The sequence below is a fragment of the Sorangium sp. So ce295 genome, assembly GCF_051527405.1.
Lineage (GTDB): Bacteria > Myxococcota_A > Polyangia > Polyangiales > Polyangiaceae > Sorangium > Sorangium cellulosum_B.
In genome coordinates this window covers 6,693,608-6,714,502 of sequence record NZ_CP150324.1, presented here as the reverse complement: position 1 = coordinate 6,714,502, position 20,895 = coordinate 6,693,608, and the positions used below count along the sequence as shown (strand labels likewise).

General features: G+C 69.2%; 17 protein-coding genes and 1 pseudogene. 12 read left to right on the top strand and 6 right to left on the bottom strand.

Features of this window, described 5'->3' with window-relative positions:
- Nucleotides 1-16 precede the first annotated feature (16 nt).
- The 7 genes from WMF11_RS25355 to WMF11_RS25325 all read left to right on the top strand — a co-directional run bounded on the left by WMF11_RS25355 (nt 17) and on the right by WMF11_RS25325 (nt 9,977).
- Nucleotides 17-475, top strand: a complete 459-nt coding sequence (locus WMF11_RS25355) for a TolC family protein (RefSeq protein WP_437979211.1) — start codon at nt 17-19, stop codon at nt 473-475.
- Nucleotides 472-2,079, top strand: a complete 1,608-nt coding sequence (locus WMF11_RS25350) for an efflux RND transporter periplasmic adaptor subunit (protein WP_437979210.1) — start codon at nt 472-474, stop codon at nt 2,077-2,079. Before WMF11_RS25355 ends, WMF11_RS25350 begins: the two co-directional genes overlap by 4 nt.
- Before the next feature lie 17 nt (nt 2,080-2,096).
- The gene (locus WMF11_RS25345) at nt 2,097-5,249 is read left to right on the top strand and encodes an efflux RND transporter permease subunit (protein ID WP_437979209.1); all 3,153 of its coding nucleotides are present in this window, start codon (nt 2,097-2,099) and stop codon (nt 5,247-5,249) included.
- Nucleotides 5,250-6,145: 896 nt separating this feature from the next.
- Nucleotides 6,146-7,171 carry a cysteine synthase family protein gene (locus WMF11_RS25340; RefSeq protein ID WP_437979343.1) on the top strand — a complete coding sequence of 342 codons (1,026 nt, stop codon included), beginning with the start codon at nt 6,146-6,148 and terminating at the stop codon, nt 7,169-7,171.
- Nucleotides 7,158-8,555, top strand: coding sequence for a hypothetical protein (locus tag WMF11_RS25335; protein ID WP_437979208.1), 1,398 nt, complete (start codon nt 7,158-7,160; stop codon nt 8,553-8,555). Before WMF11_RS25340 ends, WMF11_RS25335 begins: the two co-directional genes overlap by 14 nt.
- Nucleotides 8,539-8,964, top strand: coding sequence for a BlaI/MecI/CopY family transcriptional regulator (locus tag WMF11_RS25330; RefSeq protein ID WP_437979207.1), 426 nt, complete (start codon nt 8,539-8,541; stop codon nt 8,962-8,964). Before WMF11_RS25335 ends, WMF11_RS25330 begins: the two co-directional genes overlap by 17 nt.
- Nucleotides 8,961-9,977: a hypothetical protein gene (locus WMF11_RS25325; RefSeq protein ID WP_437979206.1), complete on the top strand. Its 1,017-nt coding sequence runs from the start codon at nt 8,961-8,963 to the stop codon at nt 9,975-9,977. Before WMF11_RS25330 ends, WMF11_RS25325 begins: the two co-directional genes overlap by 4 nt.
- Before the next feature lie 42 nt (nt 9,978-10,019).
- Here the strand turns inward: WMF11_RS25325 and WMF11_RS25320 are convergent, their stop codons facing one another.
- Nucleotides 10,020-11,336: an aminotransferase class V-fold PLP-dependent enzyme gene (locus tag WMF11_RS25320; protein ID WP_437979205.1), complete on the bottom strand. Its 1,317-nt coding sequence runs from the start codon at nt 11,334-11,336 to the stop codon at nt 10,020-10,022.
- A gap of 483 nt (nt 11,337-11,819) precedes the next feature.
- On the opposite strand from WMF11_RS25320, the gene WMF11_RS25315 reads away from it, so the two are divergent.
- A complete protein-coding gene (locus WMF11_RS25315; protein WP_437979204.1) occupies nt 11,820-13,058 on the top strand; it encodes a YncE family protein in 1,239 nt (412 codons plus the stop codon).
- A gap of 173 nt (nt 13,059-13,231) precedes the next feature.
- On the opposite strand, the gene WMF11_RS25310 is transcribed toward WMF11_RS25315, so the two are convergent.
- Nucleotides 13,232-14,197 (bottom strand): phytochelatin synthase family protein, encoded by a 966-nt coding sequence (locus WMF11_RS25310; protein WP_437979203.1) that lies wholly within the window; start codon nt 14,195-14,197, stop codon nt 13,232-13,234.
- A gap of 309 nt (nt 14,198-14,506) precedes the next feature.
- Between WMF11_RS25310 and WMF11_RS25305 the strand changes: the two genes are divergently transcribed.
- The 3 genes and pseudogenes from WMF11_RS25305 to WMF11_RS25295 form a co-directional block, all read left to right on the top strand.
- Complete coding sequence (locus WMF11_RS25305; RefSeq protein WP_437979202.1) at nt 14,507-14,983, top strand: hypothetical protein; 477 nt, start codon at nt 14,507-14,509, stop codon at nt 14,981-14,983.
- Nucleotides 14,980-16,383 (top strand): multicopper oxidase family protein, encoded by a 1,404-nt coding sequence (locus WMF11_RS25300; RefSeq protein ID WP_437979201.1) that lies wholly within the window; start codon nt 14,980-14,982, stop codon nt 16,381-16,383. The genes WMF11_RS25305 and WMF11_RS25300 overlap by 4 nt, the downstream gene beginning before the upstream one ends.
- A 172-nt stretch (nt 16,384-16,555) precedes the next feature.
- Nucleotides 16,556-16,708: pseudogene (locus WMF11_RS25295) on the top strand (prolipoprotein diacylglyceryl transferase family protein); the annotation flags it as partial.
- An 11-nt stretch (nt 16,709-16,719) separates the two neighbouring features.
- Here WMF11_RS25295 and WMF11_RS25290 read toward each other — a convergent pair.
- The 3 genes from WMF11_RS25290 to WMF11_RS25280 are packed head-to-tail and all read right to left on the bottom strand — an operon-like array spanning nt 16,720 to nt 18,877.
- Nucleotides 16,720-17,181, bottom strand: coding sequence for a methyltransferase family protein (locus WMF11_RS25290; RefSeq protein WP_437979200.1), 462 nt, complete (start codon nt 17,179-17,181; stop codon nt 16,720-16,722).
- Nucleotides 17,182-17,229: 48 nt separating this feature from the next.
- Nucleotides 17,230-18,120 (bottom strand): sterol desaturase family protein, encoded by an 891-nt coding sequence (locus tag WMF11_RS25285; RefSeq protein ID WP_437979199.1) that lies wholly within the window; start codon nt 18,118-18,120, stop codon nt 17,230-17,232.
- Between the two features lie 46 nt (nt 18,121-18,166).
- Entirely contained in the window at nt 18,167-18,877 is a 711-nt protein-coding gene (locus tag WMF11_RS25280; RefSeq protein WP_437979198.1) for a helix-turn-helix domain-containing protein, read from the bottom strand.
- Between the two features lie 894 nt (nt 18,878-19,771).
- Between WMF11_RS25280 and WMF11_RS25275 the strand changes: the two genes are divergently transcribed.
- Nucleotides 19,772-20,194 carry a hypothetical protein gene (locus WMF11_RS25275; RefSeq protein WP_437979197.1) on the top strand — a complete coding sequence of 141 codons (423 nt, stop codon included), beginning with the start codon at nt 19,772-19,774 and terminating at the stop codon, nt 20,192-20,194.
- Here the strand turns inward: WMF11_RS25275 and WMF11_RS25270 are convergent.
- Entirely contained in the window at nt 20,191-20,655 is a 465-nt protein-coding gene (locus tag WMF11_RS25270) for a hypothetical protein (protein ID WP_437979196.1), read from the bottom strand. The genes WMF11_RS25275 and WMF11_RS25270 overlap by 4 nt on opposite strands.
- Between the last annotated feature and the right edge of the window lie 240 nt (nt 20,656-20,895).

Here is a 20,895-nt window from a genome sequence, read left to right as displayed (position 1 = left end):
CTGTGTCGTTGCCTCGATGGCGGCCGCATCGAGCAGCTTCGCGTCGCCTCTCGATGAGGTCGCGGCTACGCGGCGGGTCTGCGCCGAGGGGCTCGCGGCCGCGGCGGCGCGCGCGGAGCGGCTCCTCGGGGACGCTGCTGTCACCGCGGCCGGCGTGCTGCCGAACCCGTCTCTCTCCGTCCAGCACCAGCGCACGCTGAGTGGACCGGGCGAGAGCGAGACGGTCGTCGGGTTGTCCGTCCCGCTCGGGCTCGGCGGCCGGCGCTTCGTGCTCCAGGACGTGGCGCGCGCCCTCCGCGAGCGAGCGCTCTCCGAGGCCCACGCGGCGCGCTTCGACGCCGCGCTCGCCTTCAGGGAGGCATACGCCGCGGCCGCCGCCGAGGACGCGCAGCCCGCCTGGATGCGCGCCACGGGCAGGAAGCTGGACGCAACGCTGGATCACGCATGCGGCGACGCCGCGGGAGGTACACGATGAACCCTGAGCGCTTCACCCGGGCGACCGCGTTCGCCCTCTGCGCGCTCGTGCCCAGCGCGATCGGATGCCGTCGCGGCGAGCACGGGCACAGCCACGGTGATCACGGCCACGGCCATGGGGCCGAGGAGAGCGAGCGGGAGCCGCTCGCCATCACGAAGTGGACCGATCTGCACGAGCTCTTCGTGGAGTTCCCGCCGCCGGCTCCTGGTAAGCCCGTGCCCTACCACGCGCACGTCACCCGGCTCGACGGCTTCCAGGCCGTCACCGAAGGGACCTTCCATGTGCGCTTCAAGACGCCGACCGGTGTCGCCGCGGAGACGAGCATCCAGGGCGTCAAGCGGCCGGGCATCTTCACCCCTGAGGGGCCGGCGCCAGCGGCAGGCTCGTACATCCTCGAGATGGCGTACGAGCACGCAGGGAGGACCGACGTCTTCGACTGCGGCCCCATCACGGTTGCCGACACGCCGGCGCCGCCAGAGCCGGAGGCAGGCGGAGCGATCACCTTCCTCAAGGAAACGCAGTGGAAGATCCCCTTCGCGACCGCGTGGGCGGAGGAGCGCCCCATGGCCAAGGAGATCGAGATCGCCGCCACCGTGGAGCCGGCCGCCTCGGACCAGCTCACGATCGGCGCGCCGACGGGCGGGCGCTTCTTCCATGACCCGAAGCGCGCTCTCGCGGAGGGGCTCCGCGTCGCCAAGGGGGATGTGCTCGGCGCCATCGCGCCCACCGTGGCTGGCGACGATTACACGCGGCTTCAGTTCGCCACCGAGGAGTCCAGGCTGGAGAAGGAGCAGATCGAACGAGAGATCGCCCGGATCGAGCCGCTCGTGAAGGACGGCCTCGTCCCCGAGCGACGGCTCATCGAGCTCAGGAACCAGCTCGATACGGCGCAGGCGAGGCTGCGCTCGGCGCAGGGCCGGATCGGGCGGGTCCTGTCGCCGGGCGGGGCAGGCGGCATCACGATCAAGTCGACCCTCGACGGTATCGTGTCGCAGGTCCTCGTGCCGAACGGCGAGCCAGTAGAAGCCGGAGCGCCGCTCGTGCGTATCGGCGGCACGGATCACCTGTGGATCCGCGCACGCTTCGTCGCCCGCCCTGCGTCGACGTTCGAGCAGGCGAAGCCCACGGCCGTGCGCCTGCCGAGCGGCGAGCGCCTCGACATCGAGGAGCGCGGCGCTCGGTTCCTGTCGTTGCTGCCGGTCATCGACGCCAGCTCCCGCATCGCGACATGGATCGCCGACGTGCCGCCGCTTCGGAGCGCTGGCGCGCCGGGCGGCGCGGGGGCCTCGGCCCAGGGAGCGGCCGCGCCTGCCGACGATCTGTGGCCCGGCGCCAGCGTGGTGCTCGCGGCACGGCTCGGCGCTCCCCGGACAGCGCTCGCGGTCCCCCGGGCGGCCGTGGTCGAGATCGACACCCGCCCGTACGTGTTCGTCCAGGCCGACGGAGAGCACTTCGAGAAGCGTCGCGTCACGCTCGGCGACGCCGACGGCGCCTTCGTGGAGGTGCGCTCGGGCGTCGCGAAGGGCGAGCGGATCGTGACCCGAGGCGGCTTTGACGTTCACCTGGCCTCCCTGATGGGGACCGTCGAGTCCCACCGCCACTAGCCGAGGAGCTCCCCGCCATGTTCGACGCCATCATCCGCGGCTCGCTCCGCCACGCTTGGCTCGTGATCGCCGCCGCGCTCGTGCTGGTCGGCGCCGGCGCGTACGCCACCGCCACCATGCCGCTCGACGTCCTCCCCGAGCTCTCGGCGCCGTCGGTCACGGTCATCGCCGAGGCCGGAGGGCTCGCCCCGGAGGAGGTGGAGAAGCTCGTCACCACGCCGCTCGAGCAGGCGCTGAACGGCGCCTCGGGCGTGCGCCGGATCCGCTCGTCGTCCGCGGTCGGGATCGCGCTGATCTGGGTCGAGTTCGAGTGGGATGTCTCGCCCGTCCTGGCGCGGCAGGTCGTCGCCGAAAAGCGCTCGTCCGCACGCTCTTCGCTTCCCGCGGGCATCGAGCCGCTGATGGCGCCCGCGTCGTCGATCATGGGCGAGATCATGTTCGTTGGCCTGGTCGGCGACGACGAGGGGAAGATCTCGGGCGGCGACCTGCGGGACACGGCCGAGTGGTTCGTCCGGCGGCGCCTCCTGGCGGTGCCGGGGATCGCGCAGGTGGTCCCCATCGGCGGCGCGCTGAAACAGGTGGAGATCACGCTCGCGCCGGAGCTGCTCATGCAGCACCGGGTGGGAACAGAGCAGGTTCTCGAGGCGCTGCGGGGGATCTCCGAGAGCACGTCCGGCGGCTTCTACGTCGCGGGCGCGCAGGAGTACCTGATCCGCGGGCTCGGCCGGCCGAGCTCGATCGACGCGCTCGGACAGGTGGTCATCGCCGAGCGCGACGGCGTCCCGCTCCACCTGGCCGACGTCGCGACGGTCGCCATGGGCGAGGCGATCCGGCGCGGCGAGGCGGCCGTCGACGGCCGGCACGCCGTCGTGCTCAAGGTCCAGAAGCAGCCGCAGGCGAACACGCTCGATCTCACCGACCGGGTCGACCAGGCGCTCGACGAGATCGCGGCCTCGCTGCCTGAGGGCATGTCCCTCTACCGCAAGGGGTTTCGCCAGGCGGACTTCATCCGCGTCGCGCTCGGCAACGTGACGACCGTGCTCCGCGACGGGGCGATCCTCGTCGCGATCATCCTCACCCTTTTCCTCATGAGCTGGCGGACCACGCTCATCTCGCTGCTCGCCCTGCCGCTCTCGCTGCTCGCGGGGCTGCTCGTGCTCCGCGTAACGGGCGCGTCCATCAACACGATGACGCTCGGCGGGTTCGCGATCGCCATCGGCGAGCTCGTGGACGACGCGATCATCGACGTGGAGAACGTCTACCGCCGCCTGCGCGAGAACGCGCTCTTGCCGCCGGGAGAGCGGCGGCCCGTCCTCGATGTGGTGTACGAGGCGTCGCGCGAGATCCGGAGCTCGGTCGTCTTCGCGACGCTCATCATCCTGCTCGTCTTCGCCCCGCTCTTCTTCCTGAGCGGCATCGAGGGGCGCCTCCTTCGCCCGCTCGGGGTCGCTTACGTGACCAGCATCGGCGCCTCGCTGTTCGTGGCGCTGACGATCACGCCGGTGCTCTGCATGCTCCTGCTCGGCCGAACGGACGGCGCCGCGGCGCACCGGGAAGGGTGGCTGGTGCGCTTCCTCAAGGCGCGCTACCGCCCGGTCGTCGCCGCCACGCTGCGCATCCCCGTGCCCATCGGCCTCGCCTCGCTCGCCGGCGCGGTCGCGGCCGTCGTCGCCCTGGCCTCGTTCGGCAGGAGCTTCCTCCCCGAGTTCAACGAGGGATCGCTGAACATCGCCGCCGCGACCGCGCCCGGCACATCGCTGGAGACCTCGGACCAGATCGTCGGCCGGCTTGAGAAGTTCTTGCTCTCCCACCCGGCGGTCACCTCCGTCATCCGGAGCACCGGGCGTGCCGAGCGGGACGAGCACGCGCTCGACGTCAACTTCTCCGAGCTCGAGGTCGGGCTCGACATCTCCAAGGGCGAGCGCGAGGAGATCCTGGCGCAGATCCGCGAGCAGGCCGCTGCGATCCCGGGCCTCGCCGTGACCGTGGGCCAGCCGATCAGCCATCGCATCGAGCACCTCGTGAGCGGCGTGCGCGCGAGCCTCGCCCTCAAGATCTACGGCGACGACCTCGATCAGCTCCGCGCGCTAGCGCGCGGGGCCGAGGCGGCCATGAAGGGCGTCCCCGGAGTCGTCGACCTCGCGGTCGAGCAGCAGACCGAGATCCCCCAGCTCGTCATCCGTCCCAAGGCAACCGAGCTCGCCGCCTTCGGCAAGAGCCCTGGGGAGCTCTCGCGCTTCGTCGAGACGGCCTTCGTCGGCAACAAGGTCGGCCTCTTCTGGGAGCACGAGCGCGTCTACGATGTGGTCGCGAAGCTCCCGAGCTCCTACCGCTCGGATCTCGCTCTGCTGGCCGCCACGCCGGTCGACGTCCGCGGCGAGCGATTCACCGAGCTCTCGGGGATCGCTGCGCTCGACAAGACCATGGGGCCGAACCTCATCAACCATGAGAACGTGCAGCGCCGGATCATCGTGACGGCGAACGTGGCCGGGCGCGATCTCCGTGGGACTGCCGAGGACGTCCTCGCGGCCGTGCGCGGCGAGGTGAAGCTGCCGCGCGGCTACCGCGTCGAGCTCGGCGGGGCGTTCGAGAGCGAGGCGTCGGCGAGCCGCACGATCCTGGCCCTCTCGGCGCTCGCGCTCGTCGGGATGACGGCGCTCCTGCTCATGGCCTTCCGCTCTGCGAGGGACGCGGCGCTCGTCCTGTTCAACTTGCCGCTGGCGCTCGTCGGGGGTGCGGTCGCGGTCTGGCTCGGCGGCGGCGTGCTGAGCATCGCCTCGCTCGTCGGGTTCATCACCCTGTTCGGGATCGCCACCCGGAACGGCATCATGATGGTGACCCACTACCGGCACCTGCTCGCGGTGGAAGGGCTGCCGCTGCGCGAGGCGGTGATCCAGGGGAGCGTCGATCGACTCGTACCGATCTTGATGACAGCGCTGACGGCGGCGCTGGCGCTCGTCCCGATCGTCCTCGCGGCCGGCGAGCCAGGCAACGAGATCCAGGCCCCCATGTCCGCCGTCATCCTCGGCGGCTTGACGAGCTCGACGCTGCTCAACCTGCTCGTGATTCCACCTCTGTTCGCGCGCTTCGCCGCGGCGCAAATAGCAGCCCGGAACGCCGCCTCGGCCGAGGCCGCCGCAGCGGACACAGGGGGCCGCGCCGCGGCCTAGGGTCCCATCCCAGAATGCCTGGATCCGGCCCTCGCGGGCTTCAACCCGCAGCTCGCGCCAGTCGCCGGCCACCGCGCCGCTCCAGCTCGCGATCTGCGTTCTGCGTCCGTCCTTGACATGATAGTGCCGCCCACATTGCGCTTGAGCGCGACGACCCCCGGGCGATGCAAGTGGCGCCCGAGCGTCAGGCTCCCGGGGGTCGTCCGTCGCTGAAGCGTCAGACGGATCGACCCGGGGCATCAGGACGGTCCGGAGCGCAGCCGCCTGAGGCATGGGGGCCTCGCTTCGACGTCGCGTTGTTAGCGCTCGGCAGCGAAGGTGTAAGCGCAGGCGGGCAGGGCCTGATGTCGGTCCAGGGAGCGGGGCCCGCTTGAGCAACAACCGCCGTCACTCGCGCCATTGAAGTGCTCGCCAGCCTGTCCAGTTTGTCTCGACTGACGATCCACCTGCAAATCGACGCGCTGGCGCTGGTCATCAACTACGCGCGGTAGTATGTAGTACATCGACGCTACGGTTGGGGGCTAACCGCGCGCGTGCAGTGGCTTCTTGCCTGGCACGGACGCGATGTTGCGGCGACAGGAATCGATCACATGCCGCCGATGCGTGCTGAGCGCATCGACTCCAGACCACGTGTGTCTGCTGAGGGTCGCACTGGGCAGCTAAAGACTGGACGATGGGGGGAGAGCAAGATGAGCATGAGGTACGATCGTGTCGCGGTCCGGAGGGGCCGCAACAACGGGACGCAGAGACAATCCACGATGAATCTGGCGCTTGGCAGGATGACTACCGTGTCAGAGCACGCTGTGCGAGAGGGGCAGAGTCCGTCCGCGGGCGCGCCGCCTGCTCTCGCGTCCGGCGAGCGCAGGCCCCGGCTCGCCAGAGACGTCAGCGAGGCGATAGGCCATGTCCCCCTCGTCCGCATGAACCGCCTGGGGAAGGTGTGCGAGCGACATGACCTGTTCCTCAAGCTGGAGTCGTGCAACCCCGGCGGCAGCATCAAGGAGAAGAACGCCGCGTATCTCATCAAGGAAGCTGAAACGCGGGGGCTCCTGCGTCGCGGCGGGACAATCGTCGAATCGAGCTCAGGCAATTTCGGCATCGGCCTCGCCATGGTCGGCGCCGCCCGGGGCTACCGCGTGATCATCGTGGTCGACGCCAAGACCGCCCCGCCCATGCGCCGTACGCTCGCGGCCTACGGCGCGGAGCTCATGGACGTGCCGCTCTCGGCGGCGGACGCACACGGATCCATGCAGGTAGCCCGCATGCAGAAGGCGGCTGAGCTCGCCCGAGAGATCCCCGGCGCGTGGTACCCTTGCCAGCACCTGAATCCCTTGAATCCCGAGGCGCACGCGCTCTACACAGCGCCCGAGATCGCGGAGGCATTCAGCGGTCCACCGGATGTGATCGTGCTCGGCATCAGCACGGCCGGCCAGCTCGCCGGGGTCGCGAGGTATTTCCAGCGCTGGTACCCTGGCGTGAAGCTCGTGGGTGTCGACGTGGCCGGATCCGCCATCCTCGGGACGCCACGCCACCACTACAAGATGACCGGGCTGGGACTCTCCTTCGTTCCACCCAATTTCGCGCCCGAGGCGCTGGACGCTGCTTATTCGATCCCGGACCGGTTGGCCTTCTCCGTGTGCCACGCGCTCGCCCGCAAGGAGGGCCTGCTCCTGGGCGCATCGACCGGCGCGATCGTGGCCGCTGGCCTGGCCTATATGTCAGCCTTCGTGTCCCGCCAGCGGGTCGTTCTCATCAACCCTGACCGCGGCGATCGCTACCTGGAGACCGTCTACAACCGGGAATGGCTCGACGCGCAGGGCATCGAGATCCTGGAGGGAGATGCACTCACCGTGGCGATCCGGGCGCTCGAACCGGCGTCTCGAGAGAGAATGATGGAGAACGTCCGGCATGAGCGAGCCTGACGAGACGGTGGTCACGCTTCGCTCGCTCTGGGCACAGTTCCTGCCACTGTCACTGAGTGAGGCGACGATGGCGGCCGGCGATCCGCTCATCACGACGACGCTCGCCCACCTCCCGGAGGCCCAGACCAGCCTGGCGGCCACTGGCGTGGCGAAATCGCTTGCAGTGCTCTTCGAGAGCCCGGTCATCATGCTCCTGCACGCCTCGAATGCGCTCTCGGGTGCCGTGGCCTCCAGGAGGGCGCTCTTTCGCTTCATGCTGCTCGCCAGCGCGGTCCTTACGGGCGGCCTGTTGCTCCTGGCCTCGCCGCCCTTCTTCGACCTCCTGGGACGGCACGTCTTGCGTCTGGACGGTGCCGTCGCGGAACGTGCCCACACCGTCCTGAGCTTGTTGGTCCTTTGGCCCGCCGCGATCGGGTGGCGGCGCTATTTCCAGGGCCTGCTCATCCGCGCCGGTCACACCAGGCAGGTGGGCCTGGCAGGTCTGGTGAGGCTCGCCGTGGTGGTGGCCGTACTCGCGGTCGGGTTCGGGACCGGCATGCCAGGCGCGCGTCTCGCGGGCATGGCGCTGCTTTGCGGCATCGTCTCCGAGGCGCTGACCGTGACGGTAGCGGCCAGGAAACTGGCCATGGATCAGGCGCCGCAAGCCGCAATCGCGCGCGACCACCCGACGGATGTGGCCAGCGTCTTCCGGTTCTACTGGCCCCTCGCCAGCTCCATGCTCGTGGTCTGGGGCGGACGCGCGATCCTCGTGGCGCTCGTGGCGCGCGCCGCGGATGCGCCCGTCGCGCTGGCCGCCTGGCCCGCCGCGTGGGGCTTCGTGCTCCTGATCGCGAACACGACGCGCATGGTACAGCAAGTCGTGATCCGCAACCGCGCCCAGGCGTCAGGCGGCCTCCTGGTCTGCTTCTCGCTGAGCGTGGGAGCCCCCTGCGCGCTGCTGCTGCTCGGTACAGCTCTGACGCCGCCTGGACGGCTGCTCCTGAACGCCTTCATCGGGCATGACTCGGCCCTCCTGACAGGAGTGCTGCCAGCCGTCCTCCTGTGCTCCGTCGCGCCCGTCCTGATCGCGCTCCAGAACGCGGCGCAGGGACTCCTCCTCTGCCAAACCCGCACGAACCGGGTCAACGCCGCGACGTGGCTCGGGACGACGGTGCTCCTGGGCGCTGCTGCCCTGGGCATCCGGGCGAAGATGCCCGGCGCCACCGCCGCCGCGCTGGCCATGCTCGCGGCCCTCACGGTCGAGACCCTGTGGCTCGGCCTCGGGCTGCGCCAACGCGTCGAGCGCGCTCTGGCGCACTGCCATGACGCCGCGCTCGCTCGCGGAGAGCAATCCAATCCTGGAGAGCGCGCCCGACACGTCGACATCCGTGACCTCGAGCGGTAGATATCTCGTGTTGACCACCTCGAACGACAGGTCTCTCGGCGAGCTCGAAGCCGCTGTGCTGTCCGTGCTGTGGGACAGCACAGCGCCGCTGTCTGTTCGCGACGTCCTCGGCCGGATTCAGCGGCAGCCCCCGCTCGCCTATACAACCGTTCTCACGGTGCTGGATCGGCTTCATGACAAGGAGTTCGTGATCCGCCACAAAGAGGGCAAGGCCTTCCTGTACAGCCCTTGCGAGTCCAGAGAAGCCTGGCTGGGCGAGCAGGCGGCGCGCTCGCTCAAGGCCGCCAGCAAACACAAGAGCCACGCGCTCTTGATGGCTTTCCTCGACTCTGCGGAGCGCGCTGATCCGGATCTGCTCGATCAGCTCTCGGCGCTCATCGAGCAGCGACGGCGGAGGCGGTCCCCATGAGCATCCTCACCTTGGTCGCCTCGCTCGCGGCGTGTTTCGCGGCGCTCGGCCTCCTGGGTGCAGGCGCCGTGGGGATCGCGGTCCGGCACGCGCGGGGCCTTTCGTGGGGTGGCCGGAGCGACATTCCGGCGCTCCGCGCCGCGGTGATCTTCGCGCCTGCGCTTCTCGCTTTCCTCGGAGCTGTCGCGTACGCCTCGCCGGCGAGGCTCTTCTCTCCCTGCCACTGCGCGGCCTGTGGGTTGCACCACCTGCACCTCTGCATGCTGTATCACCCCGAGCTCGCGCTGCCCTTGGTCGGTCCGGCCGCGGGGCTCGTCACCCTGTGGCTCGCGCACGCCGCGCCGCCCCTGTGCCGCCTCGCGCTGGAGATTCTCACGGCGGCGCGCCGGGGCCGCGCGGTCCGCCGACTGCCGGTTGCGAGGATGGATGGTATTCCGCTCCGGATTGCTGACTGCGGGGCTCCTACCGCGTTCACCGTCGGCGCGTTTGCGCCCGTCATCATCATCGATCGGCGCCTGCTCGGGGCGTTGACCGAGGAGGCGTGCAGAGCCGTGGCGCACCACGAGGAAGCGCACTCCAGGCGGCGTGACACGCTGACCCTGATCACGCTCCGACTCGCCCTCGCGCTGTTTCCCATCCCGGGAGGGGATCGGCTGATCGACGCTTGGCGAGCGGCCGCCGAGCGCGAGTGTGATCGGTACGCCGCGGCGCGCCTCCGAGATGCAGGCGCGGTCGCAGCGGCGCTCGTCGCGGTGGAGCGGGCGCGGGTTGGCGCTCGTGAGCACTCGCCGCCGGTGATCGCGCTGAGTGCACCTGCCGGCGTCGCGCTCGAGCAGCGCGTGCGCGCCCTGCTGGAGTCGGTGGAGGCTGGCGGTACAGCGCCGCAGCTCCTCAATGACGCGCTCGCCGCCGCGCTCGCGGCGCTCGCCGCCGCCGTCGTCGTCAGCGTATGGCCGGGCGGATCGTTCCACGACGCCGTGGAGACGGTTCTCGGCTGGCTCGTCTCCCGATAGGGGCGCTTGCGCGCGCCCCATCGGCACAGGCCCGCCGGCCGGTCAGGTTCGAAACCGATGGGCGACCTCCACGAGGGCACTCGCCAGGCGGTCAACGTCATCGGCCGAGGTGAACAGGGCAGGGGTCACCCGCACGCAGCCGCCCTTCGCGAGCCCGTCGCGGCGAACCGTGAAGATCCGGTGCGTCCCCATCAGATGATCGACGATCGCCGTGTTGTCGGCCTCCGAGGTTCGCCCGGCGATCCGGAACGCGGTGATCCCCCCATACATCCCCGGCTCGTCCGGGGTCAGCACCTCGACGTTGCCGAGCTGCTTCACCCGGCTCACCCATCGATCTCGCAGGTAGCACAGCCGGGCCTGCTTGACCGCGGCGCCCAGCGCCAGGTGATAGTCCAACGCGACCGGCAGGGTCAGGAAGGGGGCGACGTCGATCGTGCCCGAGTGAACCCGGGAGCGGATGTCGTCCGCCGTGAACAGCTCGTCGGCAAGGAAGCGGGCGACGTCGGCAATTCGACTCTTGCGGATATAGAGGAAGCCAGCGCCGAGCGGAGCGTTGATCCACTTGTGCAGGGAGAATCCAGCGAAGTCTGCATCCAGGTCGCCGACGTCGAAGTCCAGCTGGCCCCAGGAGTGGGCCGCGTCGACGATCACGTCCACGCCGACATCCCTGGCCATGGCGACGATCTCGTGCACGGGTACGACGAGGCCAGTCCGGTTGTTCATGTGGCTGAGCAGGAGCAGCTTGACCCGTGGGTGCTCGCGCAGCGCCGAGGCGTAGGTGTCGAGCACAGCCTGTCTGGTCGGCGGTTCGGGGATAGCGATCGGCACGACGTCCACGCCGCGCCGATCGCGCAACCAGTTGAACGCGTACTGGCAGCTCGGATAGTCGACGTCGGCATACATGACAGCGTCCCCCGGCCGCAGCCGGTCGTAGCCGGCGATGAGGCACTGCAGCGCCTCGGTGCCACCCCGTGTGAGCGCGATCTCCTCCTTGGGCACGCCCGCCACAGCGGCCAGCCGTTCGCGGATCTCGTCGACCTCTGCCTTGTACGTGGTGCGCAGCAAGTAGGAGTTCAGCTCGTTCAGCCGCTGGCTGTTGCGCATGTACTCGCGGTAGATCGGCTCGGGCATGATCCCGTAGTAACCGTTATCTAGATTGATAAAGTCTGGATTCTCCGGGTACTCGCGGGCGACCCCACGCCAGAACCCCTCGTCATGAGCGAGCACGGCGGGATCAACCCCCGTCGGCGCGGCGATCAGGGGAGAGCGTTCGGCCTGGGAACAAGCCGCAAAGGGCGCTCCGAGGGCGGTCGCGAGCGTGGCTACGTCAGCAAAAAAGTTCCGTCTGGACGAGGACATCCCGTTCCTCCACCATTCCCGTATTCGTGAGAGAGTGCGCCCCGGCGCTCCGAGGTTTCGATGCCGCGGAGGGGGATACGACATTGGCATGCTATCGACAGCGCTGCCTCAAAAGGCGCATCACCGTCTCCGACGGTCACGGCATCGGACATCGTCTGCCGCCGCAGCGGTCCGGCCCAGGAGCTCACGCTGGAACAGCGCCGCACGGGGTGTCCCCGGGCTGCAAGGAGGTTGAGCCTCGAACGAGTGGTCCTGTCTGGCCGGCCGCGAGCCGCCGCCCGGCTAGCTCGGACAGCATCTCCAGGCGCGCGTTGGCATCGCAACCACCCGGACATCGCCATGGGCCTGGCCTCTTGCGGCTGTCAATCAGGAATTTTCTGCCTCCAGTCGACTCCTGGTCGATTCATCGCCGCGTCCGGCGCGGGCGGGTGCGTGCTAGGGTGCGGCGTGTACGGGCAGGCGGCGCTCGTCTCGAGGTCATCCATGGTCATTGCGCGATTCCTGGGTTGCGCGCTCGCGGCGGCGACGCTGGCGAGCTGCAGCGATCCCGATCCCATCATCGAATACCGCTACCGTGCTTACGAGGGCGACCCGTATCCAAACCGGCCTCCGGAGATCGTGGTTCCGGAAGGCGGCATGGGCGTGGTGACCGATAGCCTCTCCGATACGATCTCCCTCATCGCGCTCGAGACCGGAGAGCGGTTCGGCGTCCGCCCGGTGGGCCGCGATCCCGTGACGATCGATGGGCCCCACCGCGTGGCCGTGGACGCAGCGGGCGGCGCGCTCTACATCACGCTGTCGTACCCTTCCACCGCCGGCGAGATCGGCTCCCATTCGGTACACGGCGGGAGCGCGGTGGCCGGCTATGTCCAGAAGCTCGCGCTCGACGACCTGCGCCTCCTCGGACAGGTGCGCGTCGAGCCCAACCCGGCCGACATCGTGATCTCGGAGGACGGCAGGCGCGTGGTCGTCTCTCATTTCGATCTCAAGCGCGCGCTCGACAACCCAGAGGATCCCGAGGCGGCGCGCTCATCGCTCGCGGTCGTGGATCCCGATGCGGTCTTGCCTGGTGGCTCGGCCGCGCCGAGGCTCATCCCGGTCTGCAAGGCCGCGCACGGGATCGCCCTCTCGCGGCCGGACGGCGCCCGGGCCTACGTCGCCTGTTATGGCGACGACGCGCTCGCGATCGTCGACCTGACGGACCCGGACGCCGAGGTAAAGCTCGTCCCCGTCGGCCCGCCCTTGGCGCCCGACGCCCACTCCTCGGGCTACGGGCCCTACACCGCCGTCATGTCGCCTGATGGGAAGACCATCGCCGTGAGCAACACGCTGAGCAGGGACGTGCGCTTCTTCGATGTCGAGTCGGAGACGTTCGACGAGTCCAAGAGGATCCTCACGATTGGCGCGCCCTACTTCGCCGCGTGGACCCCTGACGGGAGCGCCGTCTACGTGCCGACGCAGGTGCCCGACATGATCGCGCGGATCGGCATGGACCCGGACGACAACGGCGCCATTTCCCGGAACATCAGGGATGATTGCGTGAGGCCGCACCTTGCGGAGCTCGACGAGGAGCACGGGCTCTTCGTCGTCTGCGAGGGCGATCAGACCGTGACGCCGGGCAAGGTGCTCCGGCTCGATCCCGAGACGCTGGAGATGCGCAGCGAGTCCGAGGTGGGCCTCTATCCCGACGCGTTCGCGCGCGTCGCTGCGGGGGCGCGATGAGGGCGCGAGCAGGTCACGGCCACGCTCGCCTGCGCTGATTGTGCTCGTCCGTCGCGCTACTTCCGCGCGCTCGTATCGATACCGTCCGCGCGCATCTTCTCTGTGGAGGCCGGTCCGGCGACCGCGCCGGCCCCCCACGTTGACGAGCACGACCACGGCCAGCTCGATGCCTGCTACAGCGGCGGTGGGCGAGCGTCGAGAGCCGCCACCTGGGCGCGCAACCGCGCCAGGTGCTGCTTGACTGTCTGGGGCAGGTCGGGGCGGCGCAGCAGCTCGAGCAGAAGCGGCATGCTGGAGACTCCCTCGCGCAGGCAGCCGGTCAGCACCAGAACGTCGGTGCCGTCGAGATCGCGGAGAAAGCGCTCGACCTCGGCCCAGTTGGCCTCGTGCAGCGCAGCCACGGGCGCCACCGGATGCTCGCGCCGGATCGTCACGAACCCGCGGGACCGCCCCGAGGTGGGGTCGACAGGCAACATGGCGCGATGGAGCGCTTCGAGCGGGACCCAGTGAGGCGGGTACTTGAAGCGCGCCACGTCGAGCAGGAGCGCGAGGTCGCGGTCCGGGTGCATTCCACCGACCGGCGAGAAGTGGCCGCTCCCGGTCTGGTCCAGCGTCCGGCGGTCATAGGCAACGACCACGTGGTTGTCCTTGGCGCACGAGGTGGCGTCTCGGACCGCGGCGCGGAGCGCCTCCAGCGAGGAGGTCTCCGCGAAGCTCACGTCGGCCCGGGCGCCATTGCATCGGGCCAGGCATGCCAGCTGCGTCAGCGTGACGCCGTCGCGAGCGACGTCGTCGAGGGAGCGGCAACAGTCGAGTTGCTCCTCCGAGAACCAACGCCAGGGTCCCTTCCAGACACGCCCCGGATCGATCTCCAGCGCGTTGAGGACCATGACCAGCGTCCCCAGACCGCAGAAGGCAGGCTCGGCCTGAGTGTGGAACTGCTCGACGAGAGGGAAGAAACTCTCCATCGTCCCCAGGGCGAGCGCTTCGCGAAAGACCGCACGCCCCTCCTCGGAGGAGAACGGGATGCAGCCCGGTGGTAAGGGGCGCTTGTGATACGAGGGCATGGCAGAGGGGACGTGTTGCATGGTCCAGCGCAGCGTAGCAGAGTGCCCCCTTGCCGCGCCGGCCTGTTCCATGAGGCCTCGCGCGGTCGCCCTCCTGAAACGTGACCGGCCGCCCCGCAAGGCCGTATCGTCGATACCTCCTGCCCCTTCTGGCCGCGACAGGCTCGGAGGCCAGCCCGGCGGTACGCCTTGCCGGTGAGCGGACGGATCGAAGAACGTTGCGGGCATCCGCCTCTGGGCGCCGCAGGTGAAAAGACGTGTCCACGCGTCACGCCTGGCCCGCTGGTGCCTAGAACAAGTGGCGGCGTCCCGCTGCACCTCGCCGCTGTGACCGAATGGGTCACATTCGGGGACGCCAGGAACCAGCAAGGAGACACCGTCATGGCTTGCTCTCGATTCATCGGCCTCGCTGCTGTCAGCCTCGCCCTCGCCGCCTGCGGAGGGTCGGAGACGGGCCCCTCTCCTGTCGAGGGCACGGGAGGGGACGGCGGTGCGGGAGCGGCGAGCGGCACGGGGGGGCACGGCGGCACTGGAGAGGGCGGTGGGAGCGGCGGCGGGCCTGCGGCGACGACGCCCGATGCGCCCGTCCTGTCGTTCGTGATGCCGATGCTGGACGTGCTTCACGTCGAGTGGGTGCCACAGCCGGAGTGCGATGAGATCGAGGGCGAGCGCAAGGACCTGATGAACGACTACGCCGTCGCCTTTACCGTCGCAGGATCGAAGAAGGCCTACATGGACTCCGAGGCGACAGAGAACATAAAGTATACGTACCGTATGCGCTGCAAGGTGGGCGAGGTCTACTCCGGATACTCGAACGAGATGTCCGGCAATCCCACCGACGAGGAGGGCGCACCATGAGACGGATTTCGCGTGCTCTTTTGGGCGTCGCCTCGCTGTCGCTGCTCGCGGCCGGGTGCGTCGCCGAGCAGGCAGAGGAGCCGCCCGCCCCCGATGCCTGGGGCGAGCCCGCCGCCGCGCCCGACAGGAACCCCGATCCCAGGATCGTCGAGGTCGACCTCGAGGCCAGGGAGGCAGAGAAGACCTACCTGGAGGGCACGACCACCGCGGTCTGGTCCTACAACGGTACGGTCCCAGGGCCTCTGATCGAGGCGAACGTGGGCGACACGCTGATCGTCCACTTCAAGAACAGCCTGCCGGAAGCGACGACGATCCACTGGCACGGCGTCCGGGTGCCCAACGAGATGGACGGCGTGATGGCCGTGCAGCAGCCGATAGCGCCCGGCGCGACGTTCACGTACCAGTTCACGCTGCAGGATGCGGGGCTCTACTGGTTCCACCCGCACGTGATGGAGCCGGAGCAGATCCAAAAAGGGCTCTTCGGCCTGATCCGCGTGCGCGGACCGAACGAGCCGGAAGCCGACGTCGAGAAGATCGCCGTGCTCGGGGACGTGTTCCTGAACAAGGACGGGACCTTCAATGAAGAGCTCGACGACGACACGATCATGATGGGCCGCGAGGGCAATGTCGTGCTCGTCAACGGCCAGGTGATGCCGGCGCTCGATGTGCGGCCGGGCGGGCTCACGCGGCTCCGGATCGTCAACGTGGCGAACGGGCGCTTCTTCAACCTGGCGCTCCCGGGCCACACGTTCCGCGTCATCGGCACCGACGGCGGGCTGATCCCGAAGCCGTACGACACCGAGAGGCTCCTGGTCTCTCCCGGCGAGCGCTACGACGTGCTGTTGATCGCCGACGGCGAGCCGGGAACGGAGCTCACCCTGATGAACGAGCCCTACGAGCGCGGGCACCACACCGGACTGGCCGAGCCGATGCCGCTCGCCAGGGTGCGGATCGGCTCGGGACCCCGGCTGTCGGGGCGTACGCTCCCCGAGACGAGCCCTGCCATCGAGCGGCTCCCGGGCGGGCCGGCGGAGGCGACGATCACGTTCGACGAGGGGTATGTCGATGGCAAGCTGACGTTCACGATCGACGGCAAGGCGTTTCCGGACGTGCCGCCGATCAGCGTCGAGAATGGATCGATCCATGTCTATGACCTGAAGAACGACGCGGAGATGGACCACCCGTTCCACCTGCACGGCTTCTTCTTCCAGATTCTGGCCAGGGACGATGTGCCGGTGGCCGACGAGGATCTCGCCAACAAGGACACCGTGATCCTGCCGCAGCGGTCCACCGTGCGCATCGCGACGCGCTTCGATGAGCCGGGCATGTGGATGTACCACTGCCATATCCTCGAGCACACCGAGCGCGGCATGATGGGTGAGATCCACGTCGAGCCCTGAGGAGCCGCTCACCGTCGCAGTCAGCCCGTGCGCTCGACCACGCCGGCCGCGTACGAGCTCACGAACGCGCTCGACGCGCCCTCCTGAGCAGCGCCGGGGGCTTCGCCTGCGAGGCCCGCGCGCGCCCACGCCTTCTCGAAGGCCCACCTCGCCTTGAGGCGGCGCCGCCTTCGCGACCGTGGCCGTCCTCTACGCCGTGGGCCGCTTCGCCGTCGAGCTCGCCCGTGCCGACCCGCGGCCCACGGCTGGTCCGCTGAGGCTGCCTCAATGGCTGAGCCTCGCGGTCGTGGCGATGGTGGCCTTTGCGTGGGCGCGCGGCCGCTGAGCGAGAGCTCGTTATTTACGAATGAGGCCGAGCCCCGGCAGAAAGCGCCCCACCTTCTCGCAGTAGGCGGCGTAGGCCTCGCCGTGGGTGCGCAGCAGGTACGGCTCCTCGACGAAGCGAACCTGCAGCTCTATCGCGATGACCAGCGCCACGAACGAGGCGAGCGCAGCGGCGTTCGGAACAATCAGCATCATCCCGAGCGCGGCCAGCATCATGAAGCTGAAGATGGAATTCCGCATCAAAGCGAACGGCCCTCGGGTCACGAGGCTCGTGCGCTCCGCCTCGCTGACGCCGACGCGCCACGACTCTCCCATCGCCCCCTGTGACCGCAGCGTGCCGAGCGTACCTGAGATCGTCATGGCCACGTCGAGCCCGACGGCCATGGGACCGGGCTCGGCGAGCGGCCCGACCCAGGCCACGAGCTCCGCGATGGGGGCCGCCACGCCGAGCAGGATCGCGAGTGCAAAGAGCACCCCGCCGCCTCGGTGTACGCCGTTGTCGATCCCATCAGCGTCGATCGCTCATCCCTGGCTCGCCCCCCTCGAACGCGCGAGCAGAGGCCACCGTAACTGACCGATGTAATCACGCGGGAGATCCGGTTCGTCGTCCATCCCCACATCGAGCGGAGCATCTCCTTTCTTGAGAAGCGCCGTGCCAAAGAGGTAATCCCATACGGACAGGATCGCGCCGTAGTTGCCCTGCACGTCTCTGTAGAGGCGCTGGTGATGCCAGCGGTGCGACTCTGCGACGGCGAAGATGTACCGCAGAAGACCGGCCTCGTACTGGATGTTCCCGTGCTGAAGCATGAGATGGATCGTGATTGCCGCCATGTAACAGGCGACCACGGTCGGAGGCGCGCCCAGAACCCCGAGCACCAAGAAGGCTGGCGCTCCCTCGAGGAGCTCGTGCAGCACGTGGCGTCGCTGCCCGTTGAGCCAGTAAAGCCGGCGTGGGCTGTGGTGAACCGCGTGCAGGCGCCACAAGAACCGCACGGTATGGCTCGCACGATGGATGGCATAGAGACTGAGATCCAGGATCGCCGCCCCGAGCACGACCTGCGCTACGAATGGCCATCGTGACGGCCATAGGCCGAGCGCGCCGCCAGTCCTGGCATGGATGAGCGCGTAGAGCGCTGCCGAAATCTGGCTCACCGCGAGATTGCCTGCGAAGTGCAACACGTCCACGCGCAGGTCGCCCTGGTCCTTCTGCCACGCGCGCGCGTGTGGCCAGAGGCGTTCGAGCGCGACCACGATGACTGCTGCGAGGAGCAGTACGGGAGGTCCGACACGCCAGTAGGAGGCACCGGTGCCGACCTTGTATACGACGACAGCGGTTCCGCCGAGGAAGACGGTCGGGTAGATGGCGATCGCGAGCAAACGGCGTGCCCAGGAGGCTTTGGATGTACGATGCATGGAGCGAGGGTGCATCCGATGCTTGCCCCCGGCTTGAACGAACTGGCTAATCGGAGCGGGGCGTGATCCACTCCGCCCACCCGACGACGTCGGACGGCGCCACGCCGAACATCCTGTGGAACACGCGGTTCAGATGCGCCGCGTCCGCGAAGCCGGCCGCGTGGGCGCTCTCGGTGATGGACGCTCCGCGCTCGATGTGCAGCGCCACGTTCTGCAACCGGAGCCATAGGACGTACGGGCGGATCGGGATGCCGACGGTCTCGGTGAAGAGGTGAGCGAGCCGTCCCGGCGAGAGGCCGCCATGCGCGGCGAGCTGCTTCAGGCGGACAGGGCCGTCGAGGAGCTCGGGGAGGGCGCGGAGCACGCGCGTGATGGCTGGGTGGACGGGACGGGGCTGCGCATCTTCCGGCACGAGTCGGTCGACCACGGCGCTCGCCAGGCGATCGGCATCCGCCCACGTCTCGGGCTGGCGCGTGGTGAGGCCCAGGAGCCTGGGTTCGGCAGCGCGCCGCCACGCATCCAGCGGCGCCCGGGGCACCGACAGCCTCCGGAGCCGTCGGCCCGCGGCCCCGTCGGGGTCTACGTAGACCATGACGGAGGATGCCACGGGCGCGTCGATCGCATGCGAGGCATCCGGCGGGATCAGGGCGACCTCGCACGGCTCCGGCCGCTCCCCCTCCGCCTTCAGGAGCAGTGGCTGCTCGCCAGCGAGCACGATCTGGAACGCGTGGTGCGCATGGCGCTCCGTGGGCCCCACGGGGCCTACGTACACCAAGCGGCCAAGGCCCATGAACAGACGTCCCCGCCAGCAATCTCGGCTGCTCATCGGTCGTGGCGAGATTACACTGCTTCTTGGAATCGTGGGCGACTCGTTCCGCCCCGAGCGCGTCGGAGGACGCGGGTGCGGCCAAGCGCATCGGGCTAACGACGCTCTCGACACGCGACGAGACGCTGACGTCGACCGCAAGCTTGATCGATCGTGGTCCGGTCCGCGAGCTCTGGCTGAGCTCGGTGGTCCATACGGCCCGGGAGCAGCCTCTCGTCAAATTCGACGCGCCCCCGTCACACCTCCGCGGCCGCCGCCTAGAAGCGGGCAGGAGGTTTGTCGTGATGGGTGTGCTTCGTAAGTCGTGGGCGAAGCTGGCTACCGGCGTCCTGCTGATGGGCGCGCTCGGCGCTGGCGGTACGGCGGTGTACGACAGATACACCTCTGACTGCTGCTACCCGGGGTCACCGTGCTGCGCGGGTGGAGCGTGCTGATGAGTAGCCGGCATCCGGCGCAGTAGACCTTTCAAAGAATGCGCCAGGCGTCCGAACCGAGGACGAGTTCGATCGTTGGATGACGTGCCAGGCGCAGGGGAGCGGAGCGCGTTCGATCCGCTCTTCTGTGCGCCGTATCCCGGGGGCTGCGCTTCGTGTGCGGCGGCTGGGTCCGGATCGGGCCGCTGGCGCAACATGGTCGGTGCGCAGCTTCGGCGGCTGCTAGGAGGGCTCGATGAGCAGTGATTCCGGGACCGCACGCCGAGCGGCGAGGCGCGCGTACGAGGTCGGACGGCTGCGGGTGTCCATGGTGCGCGCTGCGAGAGTCACTTCGGTTGCCGCGGTGGTCGCGCTGATCGCCGTGGGGCGACGCGCGCTCGTATGGCTGCCAGTGACCCTGCTCGTTTGGGCCTTCGTCGAGTGGCGCGGGACGTGGCTGCTGCGCGGCGCGCGGTGTGGGCTCGTGGCGGGGCTCGCGACGCTCGCTCTTCCGCTCTCCGTGCTGCGCCCATCCTGCAGCGCGGATGTGGCCATCGGCTCGGGGGCGTGCTGCACGATGCCGGGGCTGTGCGTTGCGGCGGGAGCTCTGTTCGGCCTGTCCCTGGCCTTGCTCGTGCCGCGTGTGCCGAGCGAGCACCGCGCCACGACCGCCACGGGGATGGTGCTCGGGGTGAGCTCGCTCGCCGCGCTTCGATGCGGCGCGCTGATGTTCGGCGAGGCGGCCGGGCTGATCGGCGGGCTCGTCGCGGGTGTGGTCGCGGCGAACATCGCTCATGCATGGGTGGATCGCGGTCGAGCCAGAGCACGCGGTTAGCTAGTGTCCCCGCCCTGAAGACCGTGCTCGTCTTTCACGAGGCGTCCGCCCCCGGTCGGCATGTGCGGCGTGGCTTGCCCGGGTACAGAGGGCAGAGGCGGCACGGCTGCCCGCCTCCCGGTCACCCACGCGTCCGCCGCCGGCGTCGGAAGCCGCCAGCCAGCGTGGAGGACGGTCGCCCCGCGGGGCAGCGTGAGCGCGTCGCGATCGAGGAGGACACCCGACTTGTAGACGCGCGATACCCGCTCGAGCGCCCGGACGTCCGCCGTCGCGTCGCTGTCGACCATGAGCACGTCGGCGAGCGTCCCCGCCGCGAGCCGTCCGAAGTCGGGCCGCCCGAGCACGCCGGTCGCCGTGCGAAGAGAAGGAGCGAGCGGAGCGAGCGAGAAGGGCCCCGCGAGCCGGTGAGGGCGTCTCGCGCAACCGCGACGCTGGTCCGCCTGGATGACGGGAGATCTCATCCGAGATTCCGCTGCTCGTCCGCGAGTTGTCGAGTTGACGAAGAGTGCCTGTGAACCATTCAGTAATGGGGGCTCAAAACTGGAGGCTCAGCCATGACGAATATAAATATCACGAGTGAGACACCGAAGGATTTGGATATAGCGATGAAGGAGATCCGCAACGCCGTCGACGATTTGTCGGGCAGAATGGATAAGGCGGAAACGATGGAGCCGATCGGCGCCCACTGTGGCTGCGGCCAC